Below are 22,192 nucleotides of genomic sequence, written 5' to 3'. Positions count from 1 at the left end.
GCCCGCCCGGCCCGCAGCCGCCCCGCGCGATGCGGCCCACTCGCGCGGCGGCGGCCTTTCCTCCCGGCGCGCGAGCGCCGCGGCCATGACGTTTCCCGCTTATTCGCTGTCGGACGGCAGCAGGCGAACGGTATAATTGCGTGTTTTGCTGCGGCGCTTCGGGTGCCGTACGCACGCATTCCAACTTCCCGGCAGGACCCACCACCATGACAGCCCTCCTCATCGACGGCAACGCCCTTTCGAAGACCTTGCGCGCGCAGGCCGCCGAACGCGCCGCCGCCCTGACCGCACGCGGCCACCAGCCCGGCCTCGCAGTGATCCTCGTCGGCGAGAACCCGGCGAGCGAAGTCTATGTGCGCAACAAGATCAAGGCATGCGAGGACAACGGTTTCTTCTCGCTGAAGGACGCGTACCCGGCAACGCTGTCGGAAGCCGCCCTGCTCGCGCGCATCGACGAACTGAACCGCGACCCGAAGATCCACGGCATCCTCGTCCAGCTGCCGCTGCCGGCGCACATCGACAGCCACAAGGTGATCGAGGCGATCGCGCCGGAGAAGGACGTCGACGGCTTTCACGTCGCGAACGCCGGCGCGCTGATGACCGGCAAGCCGCTGTTCCGCCCGTGCACGCCGTACGGCGTGATGAAGATGTTCGAGGCGCATGACATCGCGCTGCAGGGCGCGAACGCGGTCGTGATCGGCCGCTCGAACATCGTCGGCAAGCCGATGGCGATGCTGCTGCTCGAAGCGGGTGCGACCGTAACGATCTGCCACAGCAAGACGCGCGACCTCGCCGCGCACACGCGGCAGGCCGACGTCGTGGTCGCCGCGGTCGGCAAGCGCAACATCCTGACGGCCGACATGGTGAAACCGGGCGCGACGGTGATCGACGTCGGCATGAACCGCGACGACGCGGGCAAGCTGTGCGGCGACGTCGACTTCGCGGGCGTGAAGGAAGTCGCCGGCCACATCACGCCGGTGCCGGGCGGCGTCGGCCCGATGACCATCACGATGCTGCTGATCAACACGATCGAAGCCGCCGAGCGCGCTGCCGCCGCGGCCGCCTGACCCCCTGCCCGTTCAGCCGGCGCGCGGTTCCGTGCGCCGGCGCCTCGCCAGCGGCACCGCGCCGGCCGCACTGCGCCGGCCGCACGTTGCCCGACGGCTTTCTGCCCCGCATCCGACCCTGCGTCAATCGCGCCGTTAGAAACTAACGATTGGAAAGCGCACGATGCGCCCCAATAATGTCGGTATCGGGCGCCATCGCGCCGTTACCCTTTTCATCCCGGTTCATCCGGCAACAGACAGGGAGTCTTATGTCCGCCAGCGCCAACACCAATCCGCTCCTCGACTTCTCCGACCTGCCCCGCTTCGGCGAAATCCGTCCGGAACACGTGACGCCCGCGCTCGATACGCTGCTCGACGCAGCCAGCCGCGCGGTCGACGCCGCGAGCGCGCCCGCGACGCCGGCGACCTGGGCCGCCGTCGTCGAGACGGTCGAGCAGGCGACGGAGCCGCTCGGTCGTGCATGGGGCGTCGTGGGCCACCTGAACGCGGTCGCCGATACGCCCGAACTGCGAGCCGCGTACGGCGAAAACCTGCCGCGCGTGACCGAGTTCTGGTCGAGCGTCGGCCAGAATCTCGCGCTGTACGAGAAATACAAGGCGATCGCCGCGAGTGCCGAATACGCGACGCTGTCCGCCGAGCGCAAGAAGATCCTCGACAACGCACTGCGCGATTTCCGCCTGTCGGGCGCCGAACTGCCCGAAGACCGGAAGCCGCGCTTCGCGGAACTGCAGGAACAGCAGGCCGCGCTGTCGAAGGCGTTCTCCGACCACGTGCTCGACGCGACCAACGCGTACGCGTACTTCGCGCAGGACGACGCCGAACTGGCCGGCCTGCCCGGCGACGCGATCGAGGCCGCCCGCGAAGCCGCGCAAAAGGACGGCAAGGACGGCTGGAAATTCACGCTGCACTTCCCGTCGTACTTCCCGGTGCTGCAGTATGCGGACGACCGCGCGCTGCGCGAGACGCTCTACCGCGCCTATGCGACGCGCGCGTCGGAGCTCGGGCCGCAGTACGGCGGCGGCAACGCCGAATGGGACAACACGGCAATCGTCGCCGACGAGCTGAAGCTGCGCCGCGAAGAGGCGCAGATGCTCGGCTACCGCAACTTCGCCGAAGTGTCGCTCGCGCCGAAGATGGCCGAATCGCCGCAGCAGGTGATCGCGTTCCTCGAGGATCTCGCGACGCGTGCGCGCCCGCACGCGGACAAGGACTGGGACGAGCTGCGCGCATTCGCCGCGAAGGAACTCGGCCTCGCCGAACTCGCGCCGTGGGACGTCGCGTACGCGGCCGAAAAGCTGCGCCAGCAGCGCTACGCGTTCTCGGAAAACGAGGTCAAGCAGTACTTCCCCGAGCCGGCCGTGCTGAAGGGCCTGTTCACCGTCACCGAGACGCTGTTCGGCGTGCGGATCAAGCCGGACGATGCGCCGGTGTGGCACAAGGACGTGCGCTTTTTCCGCGTCGAGAACCGCGACGGCTCGCTCGTTGCGCAGTTCTATCTCGACCTGTACGCGCGCGAAGGCAAGCGCGGCGGCGCATGGATGGACGACGCGCGTTCGCGTGCGAAGCGCGGCAGCACCGTGCAGACGCCGGTCGCGTACCTGACCTGCAACTTCTCGGCGCCGGTCGGTGGCAAGCCCGCGTGCTTCACGCACGACGAAGTCATCACGCTGTTCCATGAGTTCGGCCACGGGCTGCATCACATGCTCACGCGCGTCGACGAGCTCGGCGTGTCGGGCATCAACGGCGTCGAATGGGATGCGGTCGAGCTGCCGTCGCAGTTCATGGAAAACTTCTGCTGGGAATGGGACGTGCTGTCGTCGATGTCGTCGCACGTCGACACGGGCGCCACGCTGCCGCGCGAACTGTTCGACAAGATGATCGCCGCGAAGAATTTCCAGAGCGGGCTCGGCACGCTGCGCCAGATCGTGTTCTCGATGTTCGACATGCTGCTGCACGTCGACTTCGACCCGGCGGGCCCGACCGGCGTAACCGCGTTCGCGCGCGAGATCAACGAGCGCTATCACGTGATCCCGCAGGCGGCGTTCTCGCGCTGGCCGAACACGTTCAGCCATATCTTCGCGGGCGGTTATGCCGCCGGCTACTACAGCTACAAGTGGGCCGAGGTGCTGTCGGCCGACGCGTACGCGGCGTTCGAGGAAGCGGCCGCCGGGGGCGGCAGCGTGCTCGACGCGGCGACCGGCACGCGCTATCGCCGAGAAATCCTCGAGGTCGGCGGCAGCCGTCCGGCGATGGATTCGTTCAAGGCATTCCGCGGCCGCGAGCCGGAAATCGATGCGCTGCTGCGCCACAACGGGATGACCGCGCCCGCGCACTGAGCGCGCCGCCCGGCCCTTCGGGCTGCATCGAAAGGCACCGTTTCGGCGGTGCCTTTTTTCATGGTGCGGGCGATTCGTCGTCGAACAGCGAGAATTGCCCGTGACGCTCGGCCGTGTCCTCGTCGATGCGCACGCCGACGCCGAGCAGCCGCACGGCCTGCGCGCGCCGCTGCAGCCCCTTCGCAAGCAGCGTGACGGCCGTATCCGCATTCGTCGCGTCGGCCACGCACTCGACGATCGTGCGCTGGAAATCGGCGAAGCGGATCTTCACGTACAGCTTGCGGATCGACCGCGCGGCGCCTGCGCGCGCGACCCGGGCGTCGAGCTGCACGACCAGGCGGCGGATTTCCTCCGCGCATTGCTCGAGCGTCGTCAGGTCGGTCACGTAGGTCGTCTCGACGCTGACCGATTTGCGCTCCTGGTCGGCCTGCACCGGCCGCTCGTCGATCCCGCGCGACAGTTCGTACAGCCGCCGCCCGAACGCGCCGAATTCGCGGTGCAGGTCGATCAGCGGCCAGTCGCGCAATTGCGCGCAGGTCTGGATGCCGAGCCGGTCGAGCCGCGTGGCCGTCACCTTGCCGACGCCGTGCAGCTTGCGCACCGGCAGTGCCGCGACGAACGCGTCGATCTCGTGCGGCCGCACGACGAACAGGCCGTCGGGCTTGTTCCAGTCGGACGCGATCTTCGCGATGAACTTGTTCGGCGCGACGCCTGCCGACACGGTCACGCCGACCGTGTCGTGCACGCGCTGGCGGATCTCCCGCGCAATCAGCGTCGCGCTGCCCTGGCACCGCTCGGACCCGCTGACGTCGAGGTACGCCTCGTCGAGCGACAGCGGCTCGACGTCGGGCGTGTAGTCGCGATAGATCGCCATGATCTGCCGCGACGCCGCGCGGTACTTGTCCATCGCGGACGGCAGGATCAGCAGGTCCGGACACTTGCGCATCGCCAGCGCCGACGACATCGCCGAATGCACGCCGTAGCGCCGCGCCTCGTAGTTGCAGGTCGCGATCACGCCGCGCTGGTCGGGCCGGCCGCCGACCGCGAGCGGCCGGTTGCGCAGCGACGGATCGTCGCGCATCTCGACCGACGCGTAGAAGCAGTCGCAATCGCAGTGAATGATCTTGCGCATGCGCGGCAGCGCCTCGCCCGGCGGCGGTGCGTGCGGATCGGCAGGCGGAATGGTGGTCGGGTTCACGGTGCCGATACTGTACAAAAACACAGTGCCGGTTTCAACTGTCGCGTGCGCCCGTCATCGGCCGCCCGGCCCGGCCGCGCCGTACCGGCCCGCTTTGCGCGGATCGTACCGGCCGTGCGCGGAGAGCGGCGCCTATACTCGTCTGCCGCGACACACGAAACGCAAAGGTGACGAATGAAGACGATCGGACTGATCGGCGGAATGAGCTGGGAATCGTCGGCCGAGTACTACCGGATGATCAACCGGCACTCGAAAGGGCTGCATGGAGGACACCACAACGCGAAGAGCGTGCTGGTGACGGTCGATTTCGCAGAGATCGAAGCGCTGCAGCGCACGCACGACTGGGCCGCGCTCGGCGAACGGATGGCCGACGCCGCGCGGCAGCTCGAAGCGGCCGGCGCCGATCTCGTCGTGCTGACGACCAATACGATGCACCGCGTGCACGACGCGATCGAAGCCGCGGTGACGCTGCCGTTCCTGCACATCGCCGATCCGACGGGCACCGCGCTGCGCGACGCGGGCGTCGAGCGCGTTGCGCTGCTCGGCACGCGCTACACGATGGAGTTGCCATTCTATGCGGAACGGCTGCGCGGGAAGTTCGGGATGGACGTGCTCGTGCCCGACGAACGCGGGCGCGACGACGTGCACCGGATCATCTACGACGAGCTGTGTCACGGCGTCGTCTCGCCCGAATCGCGTGCGACGTACGTGACGATCATCGAAGGACTGGCGAAGCGCGGTGCGCAGGCCGTGATCCTCGGCTGTACGGAAATCACGCTGCTGATCGGCGCGGACGACTCACCGCTGCCGGTATTCGACACGACCGCGCTGCATGCGAAGGCGGCCGTGGAATGGGCTGCGCAATAGCGACGCGCAACGACGCACGCGCAGAAAACAAAAAACCCGGCACGAGGCCGGGTTCCTGTCGACGAAGCGCGCATCGGTCACTTGCGCTGCACATCGTCTGGTGTGCTTGGTTGCGGGGGTAGGATTTGAACCTACGACCTTCGGGTTATGAGCCCGACGAGCTGCCAGACTGCTCCACCCCGCGTCAGAGAAATAAATTATAGGGTGAGGGAGTACTTACGTCAACACTTTTGTCACAATTTCTTCTCCCCTCCCCGCTGCAGCGACGCGTGACGCCTTCGCTGCGTCGCGCATCGCACGCGTTCGCGCCGCGTGCTCGCGGTAAGATGGCGGCCTTCGCATTCACCCCGCACGCACACTCCCGTTCATGAAAATCGCCACCTGGAACGTCAACTCGCTCAACGTCCGCAAGCAGCACGTGCTCGACTGGCTCGCGCAAAGCGGCACCGACGTGCTGTGCCTGCAGGAACTGAAGCTGCCGGACGAGAAATTTCCGCGCGCCGATCTCGAAGCGATCGGCTACCGCAGCTGGTTCACGGGCCAGAGGACCTACAACGGCGTCGCGATCCTCGCGCGCGACACGCTGTCCGTCGACGAATCGGACGTCGTGCGCAACATCCCCGGCTTCGACGATCCGCAGCAGCGCGTGATCGCCGCGACGATCGACGGCGTGCGCATCGTGTGCGCCTATTTTCCGAACGGCCAGGCGCCCGACTCCGACAAGTTCGTCTACAAGATGCAGTGGCTCGATGCGCTGCACGCGTGGCTGAGCACCGAGCTGCAGCGCCACCCGAAGCTCGCGCTGCTCGGCGACTACAACATCGCGCCGGAAGACCGCGACGTGCACGATCCCGCGAAATGGGAAGGCCAGAACCTCGTGTCGCCGCAGGAACGCGCGCACTTCGCGAAGCTGATCGAGCTCGGCTTCGTCGATGCGTTCCGCCGCTTCGAACAGCCCGAGAAGACCTTCACGTGGTGGGACTACCGGATGATGGCGTTCCGCCGCAACGCGGGGCTGCGCATCGACCACATCCTGCTGTCGCCGGCGCTCGCCGCAACCTGCTCGTCGTGCGAGATCGACCGCACGCCGCGCACGTGGGAACAGCCGTCCGACCACACGCCCGTCGTCGCGGTCGTCGGTTGATCGCGCAGTAGCCCGCGCGTTCAGCGCCGCGCGGGCGCCGGCCCGAGATGGGTCCACAGGAACCCGAATTCGGCCGCGTCGGATTCGGCGCGTTCCAGATCGTCGGCGCTGCCGTGGCCGCCATCGGTGTTCTCCCAGTACCACACCCGTTCGTGACCGAGCGCATGCATGCGCGCGGCCATCTTGCGCGCATGCGCGGGATGCACGCGATCGTCGCGCGTCGACGTCGTCAGCAGCAGCGGCGGATACGCGACGCCTTCGCGCACGCGGTGATACGGCGAATACGCGGCCAGCGCCGCACCCTCGCGCGGATCGTCCGGGTCGCCGTATTCGTCGAGCCACGCGGCGCCTGCGTGCAGCTTCGGATAACGGCGCATGTCCAGCAGCGGCACGCGGCACAGCACCGCGCCGAACAGCTCCGGCCGCTGCGCCATGCACGCGGCGACCAGCAGCCCGCCGTTGCTGCCGCCCTCGATCCCGAGCTGCGCGGCGGTCGTCACGCCGGTGGCAACCAGATCCTCGGCCACCGCGATGAAATCGTCGAACGACCGCTGCCGGTGTTCGCGCTGCGCATCGACGTGCCAGCTCGGCCCGAACTCGCCGCCGCCGCGGATGTGCGCGAACGCCAAGACGCCGCCGCGCTCGAGCCACCCGATGCCGAACGCATCGCTGTAGCCCGGCAGGTTCGGGATCGCAAAGCCGCCGTAGCCGGACAGCAGGCACGGCCGCGCGACGCGCGCGGCGCCGCCAGGCACATCGAGTGCGTCCAGCGCATCGCGCGGCCCGATCAGCGTGTACGGCACCACCGTGCCGTCGCGCGAGCGCGCGCTTGCACGACGCACGACGAGCCCGGCCGCATCGAACTGCACCGGCGGCCGGTCGAGCAGCACGCGGCGCGACGGCGCATCGGCCGCGCGATCGGCAAGGTCGGCCAGCCAGCATTCGGGCGGATCGAGATAGGTGTCGACGTCCACGTAGACCTCGTCGTTCAGCGTCGACTCGACAGGCTCGACGTCGATCTGCGCATCGCCCGGCCAGCCGAACGGCCGCGCGTCCCACGTCCACGTGCCGTCGTCGGCCTGACGCGGCTGCCACAGCATCGTCCGGTTGTGCACGTCGTCGAGCCAGCTCGCGATCAGCATCGTGCGCGTGTGCGTCCACGTGCAGGCGGACGTCGACGGTTGCGGCGCGAACAGCGTCGTGAGCTCGCGCGAGCCGGCCAGGAACGCCTGCTCGCGGATCGCGAGCAGCGACCCGCCCGCATGGCGCACACCGCCGCAGTCCCAGTCGAGGCGCGGCTCCAGCACGAGCCAGCCTTCCCAGAACCCGACCTCGACATGCGTCGGCACGTCGTAGCGCGCCCACTCGCCCGCCTCCGTCAGCCGGTACGCATGCGCGTCGAAGAAATCGACGCTGCGCCACGCGACGTGGCGGTTGTCGATCGGATCGAACCCCGCGCCCGCACTGATATCGTCGGGTTCGCCGCGGAATACGACGGGCGCGTCGGCAAGCGGCGTACCGCGCACCCAGCGCCGCGCTTCATACGGATAACCGGCCGCGGTCGCATGCGCTTCGCCGCGATCCCAGCTCACGTAGACGGTATCGCGGTCGATCCAGCCGATCGTGTGATGCCCCGGCTCGTCGATCGTGAAACCGCCGTCGACGAAACGGCGCTCGACGAGATCGAATTCGCGCACGACGACCGCATCGGCGCCGCCCGGCGACAGCGACAGCAGCGCGCGATCGCCGTCCGGATACAGGATCGCCTCCTGCTCGAACACCCACGACTCGCCCTCCTCGGCACCGAGCGCGTCGATGTCGAGCAGCGTTTCCCACGCCGGCCGCCCGGCGCGCCAGTCGTCCCAGCGCGTGCGGCGCCACAGCCCCTTCGGATGGAGATCGTCCTGCCACAGGTCGTAGGCCCAGTCGCGCCAGCGGGTCGGAATCACCGGGCGTTCGCGCGGCAGATACGCTTTCGCGAGACGCGCCGTGAGCGCGCGAAACGCGTCGTCGTCGCGCAGTGCGGCGCGCGTGCGCGCATTCTGCTCGTCGACCCACGTGCGGGCGCGCTTGCTGTCGAGCGCTTCGAGGAAACGGAACGGGTCGGCCCCGGCGGGCCAGCGGAAGGAATCGGACATTGCGGATCGGCGGATTGGGAAACTGCGTGCAAACCGCGATTATGTCCGATCGCGGCATGCGCGACGCCCGCGCATGCCGCGAATCGTGCTCAGGGCTCCAGGTGCAGTTCCTGGATCTTGCGCGTGATCGTGTTGCGGCCGATGCCGAGCCGCTCCGCGGCCTCGACCTTGCGGCCGCGCGTGAAGTCGAGCGCCTCGCGGATCACCGCCGCCTCGAAGCGGCGTGCAAGCTCGTCCATCACGTCGGCCGAGTTCTCGCGCAACAGCCGCGCGACTTCGGTGCGCAGGCCATGCTCCCACACCGGATAGCCGGCCGGCGCGCCGCTGCTCGGCGCGGCCGCGACAGCCGCGGACGCCACCGGTGCCGCACCGATCGCCGGTTGCGCGAGCGCCGCATCGCCGCTGCCGCGCGCATCCGCGCCGTCGCCCGTCGCGACGACCGGTGCGCCGGCCGGCACGAGGTCGGGCGGCAAGTCCTTGATCTCGACCGTTTGCGCGGGCGCCATCACGGTCAGCCAGTTCGCGAGGTTCTCGAGCTGCCGAACGTTGCCGGGAAACGGCAGCGACGTCAGGTACGCCAGAGCATCGTCGGACACGCGCTTCGGCTCGACGCCGAGATCGCGCGCGCTCTTCTGCAGGAAGTGGCGCGTGAGCAGCGCGATGTCCTCGCTGCGTTCGCGCAGCGGCGGCAGGCGCAGCCGGATCACGTTGAGCCGGTGGTAAAGGTCTTCGCGGAACAGCCCCTGCCGCACGCGCGATTCGAGATTCTGGTGCGTCGCGGCGATCACGCGCACGTTCGCGCGCAGCGGGTTGTGTCCGCCGACCCGATAGAACTGCCCGTCCGACAGCACGCGCAGCAGGCGTGTCTGCAGGTCGAACGGCATGTCGCCGATTTCGTCGAGGAACAGCGTGCCGTTCTCGGCCTGCTCGAAGCGGCCCTGCCGCGTCGTCTGCGCGCCCGTGAACGCGCCGCGCTCATGGCCGAACAGCTCGGATTCGAGCAGGTCCTTCGGAATCGCCGCGGTGTTCAGCGCGATGAACGGCCCGTTCGCGCGCGGGCTGTGACGGTGCAGCGCACGCGCGACGAGCTCCTTGCCGGTGCCCGACTCGCCGGTGATCAGCACGGTCGCGGCCGAATGCGACAGGCGGCCGATCGCGCGGAACATGTCCTGCATCGCGGGCGCCTGGCCGAGCATCTCGGGCGCCTCAGCGACCCGCTCGTCCTGCGGCGCGCCGCCGCGCAGGCTTTCCTCGACCGCGCGGCGAATCAGCTCGACCGCCTTGTCGACGTCGAACGGCTTCGCGAGATATTCGAACGCGCCGCCCTGGAACGCCGCGACGGCACTGTCGAGATCGGAGAACGCCGTCATGATGATGACGGGCAGGCCCGGCAGCCGCTCGTGCATCGCCTGCAGCAGCTCGAGTCCCGAGCCGCCCGGCATCCGGATGTCGGACACGAGCACTTGCGGCGTCTCGTGGTCGAGCGCGGCCAGCGCGTCGCGCACGTTCGCGAAGCTCTTCGTCGCGAAGCTGTCCCGGGCGAGTGCCTTTTCAAGCACCCAGCGGATCGATTGGTCGTCGTCTACTATCCAGATCGGCTTCATAGGTCGGTCAGGTATGGGTGAATCCGGTGAATCGTGCTGCCGCCGCTCAATGGTCGAGCGGCAGCAGAATCTGAAATTCGGTACGTCCGGGCCGGCTCTCGACCTCGATCATCCCGTCGTGCTGCTGCACGAACGTCTGCGCGAGCGTGAGGCCGAGGCCGCTGCCGTCGTCGCGCCCGGACACGAGCGGGTAGAAGATCCGGTCGCGGATCTCTTCCGGAATGCCGGGCCCGTTGTCGATCACGTGCAAGTCCAGTGCCAGCTTGTACAGGCGCTTCGCGATCGTGATCTTGCGCGCGATGCGGGTGCGCAGCTCGATCTTCGCGTCGCCCTGCGCGATCCGTTCGCGCAGCGCCTGCGCGGCGTTGCGCACGATGTTGAGCAGCGCCTGGATCAGTTGCTCCTTGTCGCCGCGCAGATCCGGCACGCTCACGTCGTAGTCGCGCTCGATCGTGAGCCCGCGCGGGAATTCCGCGAGCATCACCGCGCGCACGCGTTCGCACACTTCATGAATGTTCACGTCGCCGACGATGTGCGGATGCCGGTGCGGCTCCAGCAACCGGTCGACGAGCGTCTGCAGGCGGTCGGACTCCTTGATGATCACCTGCGTGTATTCGCGCAGCTCGCCGCGCTCGCGCTCGCCGAGCTCGAATTCGAGCAGCTGGGCTGCGCCGCGAATTCCGCCGAGCGGGTTCTTGATCTCGTGCGCGAGGTTGCGGATCAACTGCTTGTTGACCGCGGTCAGGTCGTGAATGCGCTCCTCGCGATCGGTGCGCGACTGCCGCTCGTTCTCGAACAGCTCGACGAGCACGAAATCGGGCGCGGTCTCGAGGAAACCGACGATCGCGTGCACATGCAGCGGTTCGCGGCCGGGCCGGTCGAGCACGGTATCGAGGTGCGTCGCGTGAAAGCGCTCCTCGCCGATCGCGGTGATCGTCGACGCGAGCTCGTTCGCGTTCGGAAAAATCTCGCCCCACGGCCGCTGCGCGAGCTGCCTGCGCGAGATGTCGAGCATCGCCTCCGCCGACGGGTTCGCGAACGCGATCCGCAGCGTCTTGCGGTCGAGCACGATCACGACCGTCGGCAACGCTTCCAGCCCCGCAAGCAGGCCCGAACGCGCAAGCCGCTCGTCGTCCGTCAGCCGCTCGGGCTGCCCCGTCTTCGCCTTGATCAGATTCTTCAGAACCATCTGCGTGCTTGTCGCGCCTCAACGGGCCAGAAAATGAAAATCGTCGGAACAAAAAAGGGACGGCTGGACGCCGTCCCCTTTCAGACTCCGCGGTTCCCGCCGCAGGCTGCGCGACGGGAACGGAACCGGCAAAACGGCGCTGAATCGAAGCGCCATCGCCGATTACAGCGAGTAGTACATCTCGAACTCGATCGGGTGCGTCGTCATGCGGAACTTCGCCAGCTCCTGCTCCTTCAGCGCGAGGTACGCATCGATCATGCCGTCCGTGAACACGCCGCCGCGCGTCAGGAACTCGCGATCCTTGTCGAGCGCTTCGAGTGCCTGGTCGAGGCCCGCGCAGACGGTCGGGATCTTTGCATCCTCTTCCGGCGGCAGGTCGTACAGGTTCTTGTCCGCAGCTTCGCCCGGATGGATCTTGTTCTGGATCCCGTCGAGGCCGGCCATCATCAGCGCCGTGAAGCACAGGTACGGGTTCGCCATCGGATCCGGGAAGCGCGTTTCGATGCGGCGGCCCTTCGGGTTCGACACGTGCGGAATGCGGATCGATGCCGAACGGTTGCGTGCCGAGTAGGCCAGCTTGACCGGTGCTTCGAAGTGCGGGACCAGACGCTTGTACGAGTTCGTCGTCGGGTTCGTGATCGCGTTCAGCGCACGGGCGTGCTTGATGATGCCGCCGATGTAGAACAGCGCCAGTTCCGACAGGCCGGCGTAGCCGTTGCCCGCGAACAGGTTCTGGCCGTCCTTCCAGATCGACTGGTGAACGTGCATGCCCGAACCGTTGTCGCCGACGACCGGCTTCGGCATGAACGTCGCCGTCTTGCCGTACGAGTGCGCGACGTTATGGATGATGTACTTCGACCATTGCGTCCAGTCCGCACGCTGCACGAGCGTCGAGAACTTGGTGCCGATTTCGTTCTGGCCCTGGCCCGCCACTTCGTGGTGGTGCACTTCGACCGGGATGCCGAGCTGTTCGAGCAGCAGGCACATTTCCGAACGCATGTCCTGGAACGTGTCCACCGGTGCGACCGGGAAGTAGCCGCCCTTCGTGCCCGGACGGTGGCCCGTGTTGCCGCCTTCGAATTCCTTGCCCGACGACCACGGTGCTTCTTCCGAGTTGATCTTCACGAAGCAGCCCGACATGTCCGTGTTCCACTGGACCGAGTCGAAAATGAAGAATTCCGGTTCCGGACCGAAGTAGGCCGTGTCGCCGATGCCCGTGCTCTTCAGGTACGCTTCGCCGCGCTTCGCGAGCGAACGCGGATCGCGCTCGTAGCCCTTGCCGTCGGCCGGCTCGACCACGTCGCAGGTCAGCACGAGGGTCGACTCTTCATAGAACGGGTCGATGAATGCGGCGCTCGGGTCCGGCATGAGCAGCATGTCCGACGCCTCGATGCCCTTCCAGCCCGCGATCGACGAACCGTCGAATGCATGCCCGCTTTCGAACTTGTCTTCGTCAAACGCCGAAACCGGCACCGACACGTGCTGTTCCTTGCCGCGCGTATCCGTGAAGCGGAAATCGACAAACTTGACGTCCTCGTCCTTCACGAGCTGCATGACGTCGGCGACGGTTTTACTCATAACCTCTTCTCCTGATTGAACAATTCCGGCGGACTGGGAACCGCCTCGTTTATCGAGCTGATCGGGGTCTTGCTTTGGCGCAGCGCGCCCCGATTCGACCGAATTCTATTAAGCAGCTTCCGTGCCACCCATGAGCAAGACCGGCACGAATCGCGCCGGCGCTCGCCGCGACGGGGCTGCGCTGCGCGATTCCGGGGCCTGGCGCCGCACCGGCCATCAACCGAAAGCACCGCAATGGTGCAATCTCCGCGATGCGCCGCGCCGACTGAATCATCATGGTGCACGCAAGCCATTCTGCACTCTTTTGGTGAGCGCGTGTGCGATGCGTCCACCGTACCGCATGCGGACGTCCGGGCCGCGGCGCCGCGCTAGAATGTTCGTTTGACCGATCAGGAGACTCCCACCATGAGTACGCTCGACCAGCTTTACGCGAAGGCCGACGAACGCCGCGCACAAGGCGCGCTCAACTACGCCGGCGCGCTGCTGCCGGTCGAGGCGTTCGAACTGCTGCAGCTCGACCCGTCGGCGCGCCTCGTCGACGTGCGCACCCGTGCCGAGCTCGACTGGATCGGCCGTCCGCTCGTCGGCGACGGCCAGTACCTGCACCTCGAATGGACACGCTACCCCGGCGGCGTGCCGAACACGGAATTCGTCAACGAACTGAAGGCGGCCATCGCGCCCGATACGCCAGTGCTGTTCCTGTGCCGCAGCGCCGCGCGCTCGAAGCTCGCCGCGGTCGCGTCGTCGCAGGCCGGCTTCACGAAGGCGTTCGACCTGCTCGAAGGCTTCGAGGGTGCAAAGGACGCCGAAGGCCACCGCAAGACGGTCGACGGCTGGTGCTTCCGCAAGCTGCCGTGGATCGGCGCCTGACAGCACGCGCTCCCGACCGGTTGCGACAGCCTCATCGTCGAGCCGGGCGATGACATGCCGATGACGGGCCGCGTTGCGCGGCCCGTCGCCTTTTGTACGCCCGCTCCCGGTCAGGCGCGCGGCGTGTCGGGCTCGACGACGTCGCCGCCGAGCAGGTGCACGCCTTCGCGCAGCTTCACGAACGCGGCCGCGACCGCTTCCGGCTCCCCTTTCACGCCGAGGTCGATGTGACGGCGCGCGTAGATGCCGCCGCGCTCCGTATCGCCGACGCTCGGCAGGCTGAACACGCGCACGCCCGGGAAGTCGCGCTCGATGCGCTCCATCAGCGGCGTGAGCGTCGATTCCGGCAGTTCGAACACGTACAGCGAGCGCTCCGCGTGCGGCGTCGCATGATGCAGGTGCGCGTATTTCGTATCGAGCACCCATTCGATCATCGGCCAGGCCATCACCGGGAAGCCCGGCACGAAATGCAGATCGCCGACCGAGAAGCCGGGAATCCGGTTATAGCCGTTCGGGATGATCGTCGCGCCCACCGGAAACACGCCCATGTTGAAGCGGTGCTGGTTCTCCGGCGAGTCGAAGTCGACCGGCGTGGCCGGATCGCCGTGCGTTTCCCGGATCCGCTCCGAGATCAGCACCTTCGCTTCCGGATGCAGTTCGAGCGGCACGCCGAGCGCGGCGGCCGCGCACTGGCGCGTGTGGTCGTCCGGCGTCGCGCCGATCCCGCCCGTCGAGAACACGATGTCGCCCGACGCGATCGCGCGCGCGAGCGTCGCCGTGATGCGCGCCTGATCGTCGCCGACGTATTCGGCCCAGTCGAGCGCGAGGCCGCGCGCGCCGAGCAGCTCGATGACCTTCGCCAGATGCTTGTCCTGCCGACGGCCCGAAAGGATTTCGTCGCCGATGATGATGATGCCGATGCTCATACCTGCCCCATGTCGATTGCGGTGGCGCGCGAGCTCGCGCGCAGGTCCTCCAGCGCGCGCAGGCAATAGTGCCCGAACCACAGCGCCGAGAAGACGAGGATGAAAGCGTAAACCCAGATCATGGCCGCCGCGACGAACGGGAACAGCACCATCATCCAGACCGACGATACCCACACGAAGGTGGGCACGGTGCCGAGCAGCCCGGTCGCGACGCCGATGCCGATCAGCGGCCAGCGATGCTGCCGCACGAGCGCGCGGCGCTCGTCGCGGCTTGCATGCAGCGCGAGCGCGTCGTAGGTCATCACGCGGTACGTGAGCCAGCCCCAGATCACCGGCGGCAGCAGCGCGAAGAACGGCGGGATCAGCCACAGCGGGATCGTGACGACGAGCACGACGACGCCGGCCAGCGCCGCCCACAGCGAATTGAACACGCTGCCGAAGAAAGTGCCGCCCCGCTTCGGCTCGAGCGCCGCGAACTGCCGGTTCGACAGGTGCTTGATCACGACCGGCATCGAAATCGTCGCGATCAGCAGCAGCACGGTCAGCACGATCAGCGGAATCGCGAGCGACACGACCACGAACGGCGCGACGACCGCATGCAGCTGCGACATGCCGATCGCGTCGAACGCGCGATACAGCGCGGACGTCAGCACGAAGCCGTCGAGCGCGCCGCGCGCGAGGTCCAGCAGCGTCTGCCACGAGAACCACAGCAGGACGCCCCACAGGACGGCCGAGACGAGGAACGGCATCAGGGTGAGCCAGAGCATGCGCGGGTGCAAGGCGCTCGCCAATGCCCGGACGAAGGAACGCAGCAAATCGTTCATGCGAGCCTGTATCGACGGAGAAAAACGGGGAAAGGATAAACCACGCGGCCCGCATGCGCCAAAGCGCATGCGGGCCGCGTGGGAGAGCCGCTCAACGGGAGTGTGGCCGGATCAGGCCGACGCCGCGCCGCGCTTCGCGGGAAACAGGCGCCGGAAGATCCGCACGAACGCGAGGCCGTGCTGCGCCCAGAAGCCGTCGCCGTAGGACACGCCGTCGACCTGTTCGCGGATGCCGGTCGGTTCGACCGTGCGGTTCCACGACGCGGTGCCGAACATCATGTCCCACCACGGAAACAGCACGCCGAAGTTGCAGCCGTACTTGGTGCCTTCGTGGCCGTAGCCGACCGCGTGGTGGCGCCGATGGAAGATCGGGCTCACGAGCAGGCGCTCGCCGAGCCAGCCGAACGACAGCCGCGCGTTCGTATGCTGGATGCTCTGCATGAAGTTCGTGAACGCGGTCAGCACGACGAACTGCGACGGCGTCACGCCGATCACGAGCGCGATCGCCGCGAAAAAGCACGACTGGATCACGTCGTCGAGCAGGTGGTTGCGGTCGTCGCACCACAGCGACATCTGCCGCTGGCTGTGGTGCACGGCGTGCAGCTCCCACCAGATGCCGAACTTGTGCTGCCAGCGGTGATACCAGTAGCCGGCGAAGTCGAGCACGACGAGATAGATCGCGAACGCGACGATCGGCTGCGAGGTCACGCCCGGCCACAGATAGTCGAGGTTGAAGTTCGCGACGCCGTGCAGGCGCAGCCATGCCTGGAAGTTGTCGAATACCGGCTGCAGCGCGAAGAAGAAGAACAGCGTGTAGATGCCGAGCTTCGAGATCGCCGTATAGATCACGTCGACCCGCACCGCGCGGCGGTTCTTCCAGCGCTCGACCGGCAGCAGCGCCTCGAGCGGGCGCAGCAGCGCGAACATCAGCACCATCTGCAGCGCGCCGATGATCACCCAGTACAGCGCGTCGTAGGTGTCCTCGTCATAGTCCATCAGGTTGAACTTGAAGAGGAGCGGCTGCACGACGTCGACGTACAGCCAGGTCTGGATGTCCGACACGAACGCATCGATCAGGTGCAGCATCGTTCGCCCCCGCCCGTTACGCGCCGTTCGCCGCCTTCCACGGCGCGCGGTCGTAGAAGTAGATGCCGTGCGGCGAGCGGCCGACGGAGATCGTCTGCACCAGCTTGCGCGACGCCAGGTCGATGATCCCGACCTTCTTCGCAAAGCGGAACGTCACCCACAGCGTCTTCTTGTCGGCGGACAGCTCCATGTCGTCGGGGCCCGGCAGCAGGCCGGTGATGTCGCCGACGTTGGTGAGCGTGTTCTCGTCGATGATGCTGATCGTGTTCGCGACCCGGTTCGTCACCGCGACGTGCGTGCCGTCGGCGAGCGAGCGGAAGTTGTGCGCGCCCTTGCCGGTCTGGATCGTCTTCACAACCTTCTGGTTGCGCCAGTCGACGACCGCCACGTAATCGGCGCCCGTCATCCCGACGAGCAGGTACTTGTCGTCCGGCGTGAGCCACAGGCCCGCCGGCACCTTGCCGACCGGCATCTTCCACTTGACCGTCTGGGTAGCAAGGTCGACCGCCGCGATCTCGCCGGACACCTGCAGCGACACGAGCACCGTCTTGCTGTCCTTCGTAAACGCGAGGTGGCTCGGCATCACCGCGAGCGGCAGGCGCTTCGCGATCTTCACGTCACGGCCGTCGTAGCTGTAGATGTCGAGGCGATCGAGGCGCAGCCCGGTCGACACGAACCACTTGTGATCGGGCGAGAAGCCGAGCTGGTACGGATCCTCAATGCCTTCGACCGTGCGTTGCAGCTTGCCCGTCTTCGGATCGACGAACATCAGGCTGTTCGAGACCGAATTCGCGACGATCAGCGACGAATTGTCCGGCACCGCCATCAGATGGTGCGGCTCCTTGCCGGTCGGCATCGTGCCGACGACCTGGCGGGTCTGCTGATCGATCAGGGAAAGCGTCGCTTCGGCCGAATTGAGGATGATCACGTTATTCGCGTGGGCGGCGGGCGCCAGCACGGCGGCGGCCAGCGCGAGCGTGCGGCCGAGGGAAAGGAAAGTGCGCATGAAGACTCACGTCGTGGAACAACCGTCATTGTAAAACGCTCAACCGGCCTCGCCGGTTGACCGAAATCGGCGTTGCGCCACTTCGACGCATGCCGCGGCAACCGGACAGGCCGGCGCGGCATGCGCCGTACGGGCCCGGGAAACCGATGTTGCGCTAACGCTGCATCGACTCCCAGACCTTGTGCAGACGCTTGACAGAGACCGGCATCGGCGTGCGCAGTTCCTGCGCGAACAGCGAAATTCGCAGTTCCTCGAGCAGCCAGCGGAATTCCGCGAGCCGCGGATCGGCGACGCCGCCGCGCTGCGACACCGCGCGCTGGTATTGCTGGGCGAGCGGCAGCAGGTCGGCGGACTGCTTCGCGTCGCGTGCCGGATCGGCCTTCAGCTTGTCGATCCTCAGCGCGATGCCCTTCAGGTAGCGCGGGAAGTGCGCAAGCTGCACGTAAGGCGTGTCGATCACGAAGCGCTTGCCGACCAGCGCGGCGAGCTGCTGCTGCAGATCCGCATGGGCCTGCGCGAACGGCTTCGCCTGCGCGAGTTTCTTCACGAGCCCCGCATATTCGGCGAGGATCTGCCCGACCAGCCGCGCGATTTCCTGAGCGAGCAGGTTCAGGCGGCTGCGGCCCTCGTCGCGCCGCGCGTGGAAGCTCGCGTCGTCGTCGGGCAGCGGGTCCTGCAGGCATGCGCGGTCGAGCGCCGTGTCGATCAGCTGGTCGCGCAACTCGTCCTGCGTGCCGAGCGACATGTACTGCATCGCCATCTCGCGCAGGCCCGGCAGGTTCTTTTCCAGGAACTTGATCGGCTCCTTGAGCTGCAGCGCGAACAGCCGCCGCAAGCCGGCCCGGTGGACGCGCGCGGCCTCCTCCGGCGAGTCGAACACCTCGACGTCGCAATGCGTGCCGCGGTCGACGAGCGCCGGGTAGCCGTACAGCGTCTGGCCGCGCCGGCGGATCTCCAGCAGCTCGGGGAGCTTGCCGAAATTCCACGTCGTCAGGTTCTCGTACAGCGCCGTCGCGCCGGCTTCCGCCGGTGCCGCCGTCTGCGGCGCTGCGCCCTTGCCGGCCTTCGCACCGCGGCCGGCGGCACCGGCCGCGGCGGCTGGCGCCGCGGCCTGGCCGGCTGCCGGACCGGCATCGGCCTCGCCGCCGGTCGAGATCGTCGACGCCGCGGCGATCTTCTGGAACTGCTGCTGCGCCTGCGCGCCCAGCTCCTGGCGAAGCTGCGCGAGATTGCGCCCCATCGCGAGCTGGCGGCCGTGCTCGTCGATCACCTTGAAGTTCATGAACAGGTGCGCGGGCAGCGTCTCGAGCTTGAAGTCGGCCGTCTTCATCGCGACCTGCGTCTCGCCGCGCACGTCGGCGATCAGCGCCTCGACGAGCCCGCCCGCGCCGAAGCGCTCGCGGCCCATCCGCTCGACGAAGCCGGCCGCGTACTCGGGCAGCGGCACGCAGTGGCGGCGCAGCTTCTGCGGCAGCGACTTCAGCAGCAGCTGCACCTTTTCCTTCAGCATCCCCGGCACGAGCCACTCGCAGCGGCGCGCATCGACCTGGTTCAGCGCGTACAGCGGCACCGCGAGCGTCACGCCGTCGCGCGGCGTGCCGGGCTCGAAGTGGTACGTGAGCGCCATCTCGACGCCGGCCATCGTCGCGCGCTTCGGGAACAGCTCCGTCGTCACGCCGGCCGCCTCGTGGCGCATCAGGTCGTCGCGCGACAGGTACAGCAGCCGCAGCTTGTCCTCGGGCTGGCCGCCCTGCTTCACCTCGTCGCGATACCAGCGCTCGAACGCGACGCCCGTGTGGATCCCTTCCGGAATCGTCTGGTCGTAGAACGCGTAGATCAGCTCGTCGTCGACCAGCACGTCCTGCCGGCGCGACTTGTGCTCGAGCTGCTCGATGTCGGCGAGCAGCTTGCGGTTGTGCGCGAAGAACGCGAGCTTCGTGTCGAACTCGCCTTCGACCAGCGCGCCGCGGATGAACAGCTCGCGCGCGCGCGCCGGATCCTGTTTGCCGAACGCGACGCGCCGGCGGTGGTAGATCGGCAGCCCGTACAGCGTCGCGCGCTCGTACGCGCTGACCTGCGCCGGGCGCTTTTCCCAGTGCGGCTCCGACAGCGATTTCTTCAGCAGGTGCGCGCCGATCTTCTCGACCCATTCGGGCTCGATCTTCGCGAGGCAGCGCGCGTACAGCCGGCTCGTCTCGACGAGCTCGGCCGCCATCACCCAGCGGCCGGCCTTCTTCGCGAGCACGGAGCCCGGCCACAGGTAGAACTTGATCCCGCGCGCGCCGAGATAGTGCGGATCGTCGTCGGCCTTCAGGCCGAGGTTGCCGAGCAGGCCCGTCAACAGGGCCAGATGAACCTGTTCGTAGGTCGCCTCGACTTCGTTGAGCCGCCAGCCGTGCTCGCGCACGACGGTCAGCAACTGCGAATGGACGTCGCGCCACTCGCGCAGCCGCAGGTGCGACAGAAAGTTCTGCCGGCACGCGTCGACCAGCTGGCGATTCGACTTCTTGTGCGCGACGGCTTCCTCGAACCACGCCCAGATCTTCAGCCACTGCAGGAATTCGGAACGCTCGTCGGCGAACCGGCGGTGCGCCTGGTCAGCCTGCTCCTGCGCTTCGATCGGCCGATCGCGCGGGTCCTGCACGGACAGCGCGCTCGCGATGATCAGCACCTCGCGCAGCGACTGCTGGTCGCGCGCGGCGAGAATCATCCGGCCGACGCGCGGGTCGAGCGGCAGCCGCGCGAGTTCGCGGCCGAGCGGCGTCAGCGCGTTGTCGTCGTCGACCGCGCCGAGCTCGTTCAGCAACTGGTAGCCGTCCGCGATCGCGCGGCCGGGCGGCGGCTCGAGGAACGGGAACGATTCGATCGCCGTCAGGTGCAGCGACTTCATCCGCAGGATCACCGACGCGAGCGACGAGCGCAGGATTTCCGGATCGGTGAAGCGCGCGCGCGCCTGGTAGTCGCTTTCCTCGTACAAGCGGATGCAGATGCCGTCGGCCACGCGGCCGCAGCGGCCCGCGCGCTGGTTTGCGGCGGCCTGCGAGATCGACTCGACCTGCAGCTGCTCGACCTTGTTCCGGTACGAATAGCGCTTCACGCGCGCGAGACCGGTGTCGACGACGTAGCGGATGCCCGGCACCGTCAGCGACGTTTCGGCGACGTTGGTCGCGAGCACGATGCGGCGCGCGTTCGACGCCTTGAACACCTTGTCCTGGTCGGCCGCCGAGAGCCGCGCGAACAGCGGCAGGATCTCGGTGTGCGGCGGATGGTGCTTGCGCAGCGCCTCTGCCGCCTCGCGGATCTCGCGCTCGCCGGGCAGGAACACCAGCACGTCGCCCGGACCTTCGCGGCACAGCTCGTCGACCGCGTCGACGATCGCGTCCATCAGGTCGCGCTCGGCCTCGCGCGCGGTCTTCACGCGATCGCGGCCGGCCGTGCCTTCGGCATTCTTCACGGCCGGGCGATCCTCGGCCACCGGGCGGTAGCGCATCTCGACCGGATACAGCCGCCCGCTCACCTCGATCACGGGCGCCGGGCGCTCGTCGGTGCCGAAATGGCGCGCGAAGCGATCGGCGTCGATCGTCGCGGACGTGACGATCAGCTTCAGGTCCGGCCGCCTCGGCAGGATTTCCTTCAGGTAGCCGAGCAGGAAGTCGATGTTCAGGCTGCGCTCGTGCGCCTCGTCGATGATCAGCGTGTCGTACGCCTTCAGCAGCGGGTCGGTCTGCGTCTCCGCGAGCAGGATGCCGTCCGTCATCAGCTTCACGGAAGCGCCCGGCGCGAGGTTGTCGGTAAAGCGCACCTTGTAGCCGACCACCTCGCCGAACGGCGTGCCGAGCTCCTCGGCGATCCGGCGGCCGGTCGACGACGCGGCGAGCCGGCGCGGCTGCGTGTGGCCGATCAGGCCCGTGCCGCCGGCACCGAGGCCGCGGCCGAGATCGAGACAGATCTTCGGCAACTGCGTGGTCTTGCCCGAGCCGGTTTCGCCGCAGACGATGACGACCTGATGACCGGCGATCGCGCGCGCGATCTCGTCGCGCTTGCCCGACACGGGCAGGCTTTCGGGGTAGGTGATCGGCGGGACGGGATTCGGCGCGACGGCGGCGCGCGGCGGACGCTCGCGGCGCGGGGGGCGTGCATCCGCTGCGCGGGGCGCATCCGCCGTCCCGGCCGGCTGGCGCGCATCGCCGCGGCGTTCGTCGCCGCGCGGCCCGCGCGACGGCTGGCCCGCCTGCTTTTCCTGCTGCTGGCGCGGCGGCCGGCCCTGCTGCTCGCGCGCATCGGCCGCACCATCCGGGTGCCGGGCCGACGGCGCTTTGGCCCGCGTCGGCGCGGGACTTTTAGGTACATTCGACATGG

15 protein-coding genes and 1 tRNA gene are annotated in these 22,192 nt (G+C 67.9%); 5 read left to right on the top strand and 11 right to left on the bottom strand.

What is annotated here, in order from left to right:
• The first annotated feature begins 206 nt into the window (after positions 1-206).
• Positions 207-1,067 (top strand): bifunctional methylenetetrahydrofolate dehydrogenase/methenyltetrahydrofolate cyclohydrolase FolD, encoded by an 861-nt coding sequence (folD, locus tag DM992_RS09530; protein WP_111016632.1) that lies wholly within the window; start codon positions 207-209, stop codon positions 1,065-1,067.
• A 248-nt stretch (positions 1,068-1,315) separates the two neighbouring features.
• On the top strand, positions 1,316-3,403 hold the full coding sequence (locus DM992_RS09525; RefSeq protein ID WP_111016631.1) for a M3 family metallopeptidase: 2,088 nt from the start codon (positions 1,316-1,318) through the stop codon (positions 3,401-3,403).
• A gap of 58 nt (positions 3,404-3,461) precedes the next feature.
• Here the strand turns inward: DM992_RS09525 and dinB are convergent, their stop codons facing one another.
• Positions 3,462-4,625, bottom strand: coding sequence for a DNA polymerase IV (gene dinB / locus DM992_RS09520; RefSeq protein ID WP_111016630.1), 1,164 nt, complete (start codon positions 4,623-4,625; stop codon positions 3,462-3,464).
• Positions 4,626-4,775: 150 nt separating this feature from the next.
• On the opposite strand from dinB, the gene DM992_RS09515 reads away from it, so the two are divergent.
• Complete coding sequence (locus DM992_RS09515; protein WP_111016629.1) at positions 4,776-5,468, top strand: aspartate/glutamate racemase family protein; 693 nt, start codon at positions 4,776-4,778, stop codon at positions 5,466-5,468.
• A 107-nt stretch (positions 5,469-5,575) separates the two neighbouring features.
• On the opposite strand, the gene DM992_RS09510 is transcribed toward DM992_RS09515, so the two are convergent.
• Positions 5,576-5,652 (bottom strand) — tRNA-Met (locus tag DM992_RS09510).
• A gap of 183 nt (positions 5,653-5,835) precedes the next feature.
• Between DM992_RS09510 and xth the strand changes: the two genes are divergently transcribed.
• Entirely contained in the window at positions 5,836-6,612 is a 777-nt protein-coding gene (gene xth, locus DM992_RS09505; RefSeq protein ID WP_111016628.1) for an exodeoxyribonuclease III, read from the top strand.
• Positions 6,613-6,632: 20 nt separating this feature from the next.
• Here xth and DM992_RS09500 read toward each other — a convergent pair whose 3' ends face one another.
• The 4 genes from DM992_RS09500 to glnA form a co-directional block, all read right to left on the bottom strand.
• Positions 6,633-8,750, bottom strand: coding sequence for a prolyl oligopeptidase family serine peptidase (locus DM992_RS09500; RefSeq protein ID WP_111016627.1), 2,118 nt, complete (start codon positions 8,748-8,750; stop codon positions 6,633-6,635).
• Positions 8,751-8,839: 89 nt separating this feature from the next.
• Positions 8,840-10,354: a nitrogen regulation protein NR(I) gene (ntrC, locus tag DM992_RS09495; RefSeq protein WP_111016626.1), complete on the bottom strand. Its 1,515-nt coding sequence runs from the start codon at positions 10,352-10,354 to the stop codon at positions 8,840-8,842.
• A 46-nt stretch (positions 10,355-10,400) separates the two neighbouring features.
• Positions 10,401-11,543 (bottom strand): nitrogen regulation protein NR(II), encoded by a 1,143-nt coding sequence (gene glnL, locus DM992_RS09490; protein WP_034183539.1) that lies wholly within the window; start codon positions 11,541-11,543, stop codon positions 10,401-10,403.
• A 162-nt stretch (positions 11,544-11,705) separates the two neighbouring features.
• Positions 11,706-13,121: a type I glutamate--ammonia ligase gene (gene glnA / locus DM992_RS09485; RefSeq protein WP_006755024.1), complete on the bottom strand. Its 1,416-nt coding sequence runs from the start codon at positions 13,119-13,121 to the stop codon at positions 11,706-11,708.
• A gap of 405 nt (positions 13,122-13,526) precedes the next feature.
• Between glnA and DM992_RS09480 the strand changes: the two genes are divergently transcribed.
• Positions 13,527-13,991, top strand: a complete 465-nt coding sequence (locus DM992_RS09480) for a rhodanese-like domain-containing protein (protein ID WP_111016625.1) — start codon at positions 13,527-13,529, stop codon at positions 13,989-13,991.
• 110 nt (positions 13,992-14,101) lie between these two features.
• Here DM992_RS09480 and DM992_RS09475 read toward each other — a convergent pair whose 3' ends face one another.
• The 5 genes from DM992_RS09475 to hrpA all read right to left on the bottom strand — a co-directional run bounded on the left by DM992_RS09475 (position 14,102) and on the right by hrpA (position 22,190).
• Positions 14,102-14,917 carry a molybdopterin-binding protein gene (locus tag DM992_RS09475; RefSeq protein WP_111016624.1) on the bottom strand — a complete coding sequence of 272 codons (816 nt, stop codon included), beginning with the start codon at positions 14,915-14,917 and terminating at the stop codon, positions 14,102-14,104.
• Positions 14,914-15,741, bottom strand: coding sequence for an EI24 domain-containing protein (locus DM992_RS09470; protein WP_111016623.1), 828 nt, complete (start codon positions 15,739-15,741; stop codon positions 14,914-14,916). The genes DM992_RS09475 and DM992_RS09470 overlap by 4 nt, the downstream gene beginning before the upstream one ends.
• A gap of 111 nt (positions 15,742-15,852) precedes the next feature.
• On the bottom strand, positions 15,853-16,827 hold the full coding sequence (locus DM992_RS09465; protein WP_111016622.1) for a sterol desaturase family protein: 975 nt from the start codon (positions 16,825-16,827) through the stop codon (positions 15,853-15,855).
• A gap of 16 nt (positions 16,828-16,843) precedes the next feature.
• Positions 16,844-17,833 carry a beta-propeller fold lactonase family protein gene (locus tag DM992_RS09460; protein WP_111016621.1) on the bottom strand — a complete coding sequence of 330 codons (990 nt, stop codon included), beginning with the start codon at positions 17,831-17,833 and terminating at the stop codon, positions 16,844-16,846.
• 154 nt (positions 17,834-17,987) lie between these two features.
• On the bottom strand, positions 17,988-22,190 hold the full coding sequence (hrpA, locus tag DM992_RS09455; protein ID WP_111016620.1) for an ATP-dependent RNA helicase HrpA: 4,203 nt from the start codon (positions 22,188-22,190) through the stop codon (positions 17,988-17,990).
• Between the last annotated feature and the right edge of the window lie 2 nt (positions 22,191-22,192).

The organism is Burkholderia sp. JP2-270 (genome assembly GCF_003233675.1).
In the GTDB taxonomy this organism is placed as follows: Bacteria; Pseudomonadota; Gammaproteobacteria; order Burkholderiales; family Burkholderiaceae; genus Burkholderia; species Burkholderia pyrrocinia_C.
Note: the sequence above shows the minus strand (reverse complement) of the source record. Positions and strands in the feature narration are given on the sequence as shown.

Excerpts from the sequence above, each read along its gene's own strand:
- folD (WP_111016632.1), top strand. The coding sequence starts at position 207 with ATGACAGCCCTCCTCATCGACGGCAACGCCCTTTCGAAGACCTTGCGC.
- DM992_RS09525 (WP_111016631.1), top strand. The coding sequence starts at position 1,316 with ATGTCCGCCAGCGCCAACACCAATCCGCTCCTCGACTTCTCCGACCTG.
- DM992_RS09515 (WP_111016629.1), top strand. The coding sequence starts at position 4,776 with ATGAAGACGATCGGACTGATCGGCGGAATGAGCTGGGAATCGTCGGCC.
- xth (WP_111016628.1), top strand. The coding sequence starts at position 5,836 with ATGAAAATCGCCACCTGGAACGTCAACTCGCTCAACGTCCGCAAGCAG.
- DM992_RS09500 (WP_111016627.1), bottom strand. The coding sequence starts at position 8,750 with ATGTCCGATTCCTTCCGCTGGCCCGCCGGGGCCGACCCGTTCCGTTTC.
- ntrC (WP_111016626.1), bottom strand. The coding sequence starts at position 10,354 with ATGAAGCCGATCTGGATAGTAGACGACGACCAATCGATCCGCTGGGTG.
- glnL (WP_034183539.1), bottom strand. The coding sequence starts at position 11,543 with ATGGTTCTGAAGAATCTGATCAAGGCGAAGACGGGGCAGCCCGAGCGG.
- glnA (WP_006755024.1), bottom strand. The coding sequence starts at position 13,121 with ATGAGTAAAACCGTCGCCGACGTCATGCAGCTCGTGAAGGACGAGGAC.
- DM992_RS09480 (WP_111016625.1), top strand. The coding sequence starts at position 13,527 with ATGAGTACGCTCGACCAGCTTTACGCGAAGGCCGACGAACGCCGCGCA.
- DM992_RS09475 (WP_111016624.1), bottom strand. The coding sequence starts at position 14,917 with ATGAGCATCGGCATCATCATCATCGGCGACGAAATCCTTTCGGGCCGT.
- DM992_RS09470 (WP_111016623.1), bottom strand. The coding sequence starts at position 15,741 with ATGAACGATTTGCTGCGTTCCTTCGTCCGGGCATTGGCGAGCGCCTTG.
- DM992_RS09465 (WP_111016622.1), bottom strand. The coding sequence starts at position 16,827 with ATGCTGCACCTGATCGATGCGTTCGTGTCGGACATCCAGACCTGGCTG.
- DM992_RS09460 (WP_111016621.1), bottom strand. The coding sequence starts at position 17,833 with ATGCGCACTTTCCTTTCCCTCGGCCGCACGCTCGCGCTGGCCGCCGCC.
- hrpA (WP_111016620.1), bottom strand. The coding sequence starts at position 22,190 with ATGTCGAATGTACCTAAAAGTCCCGCGCCGACGCGGGCCAAAGCGCCG.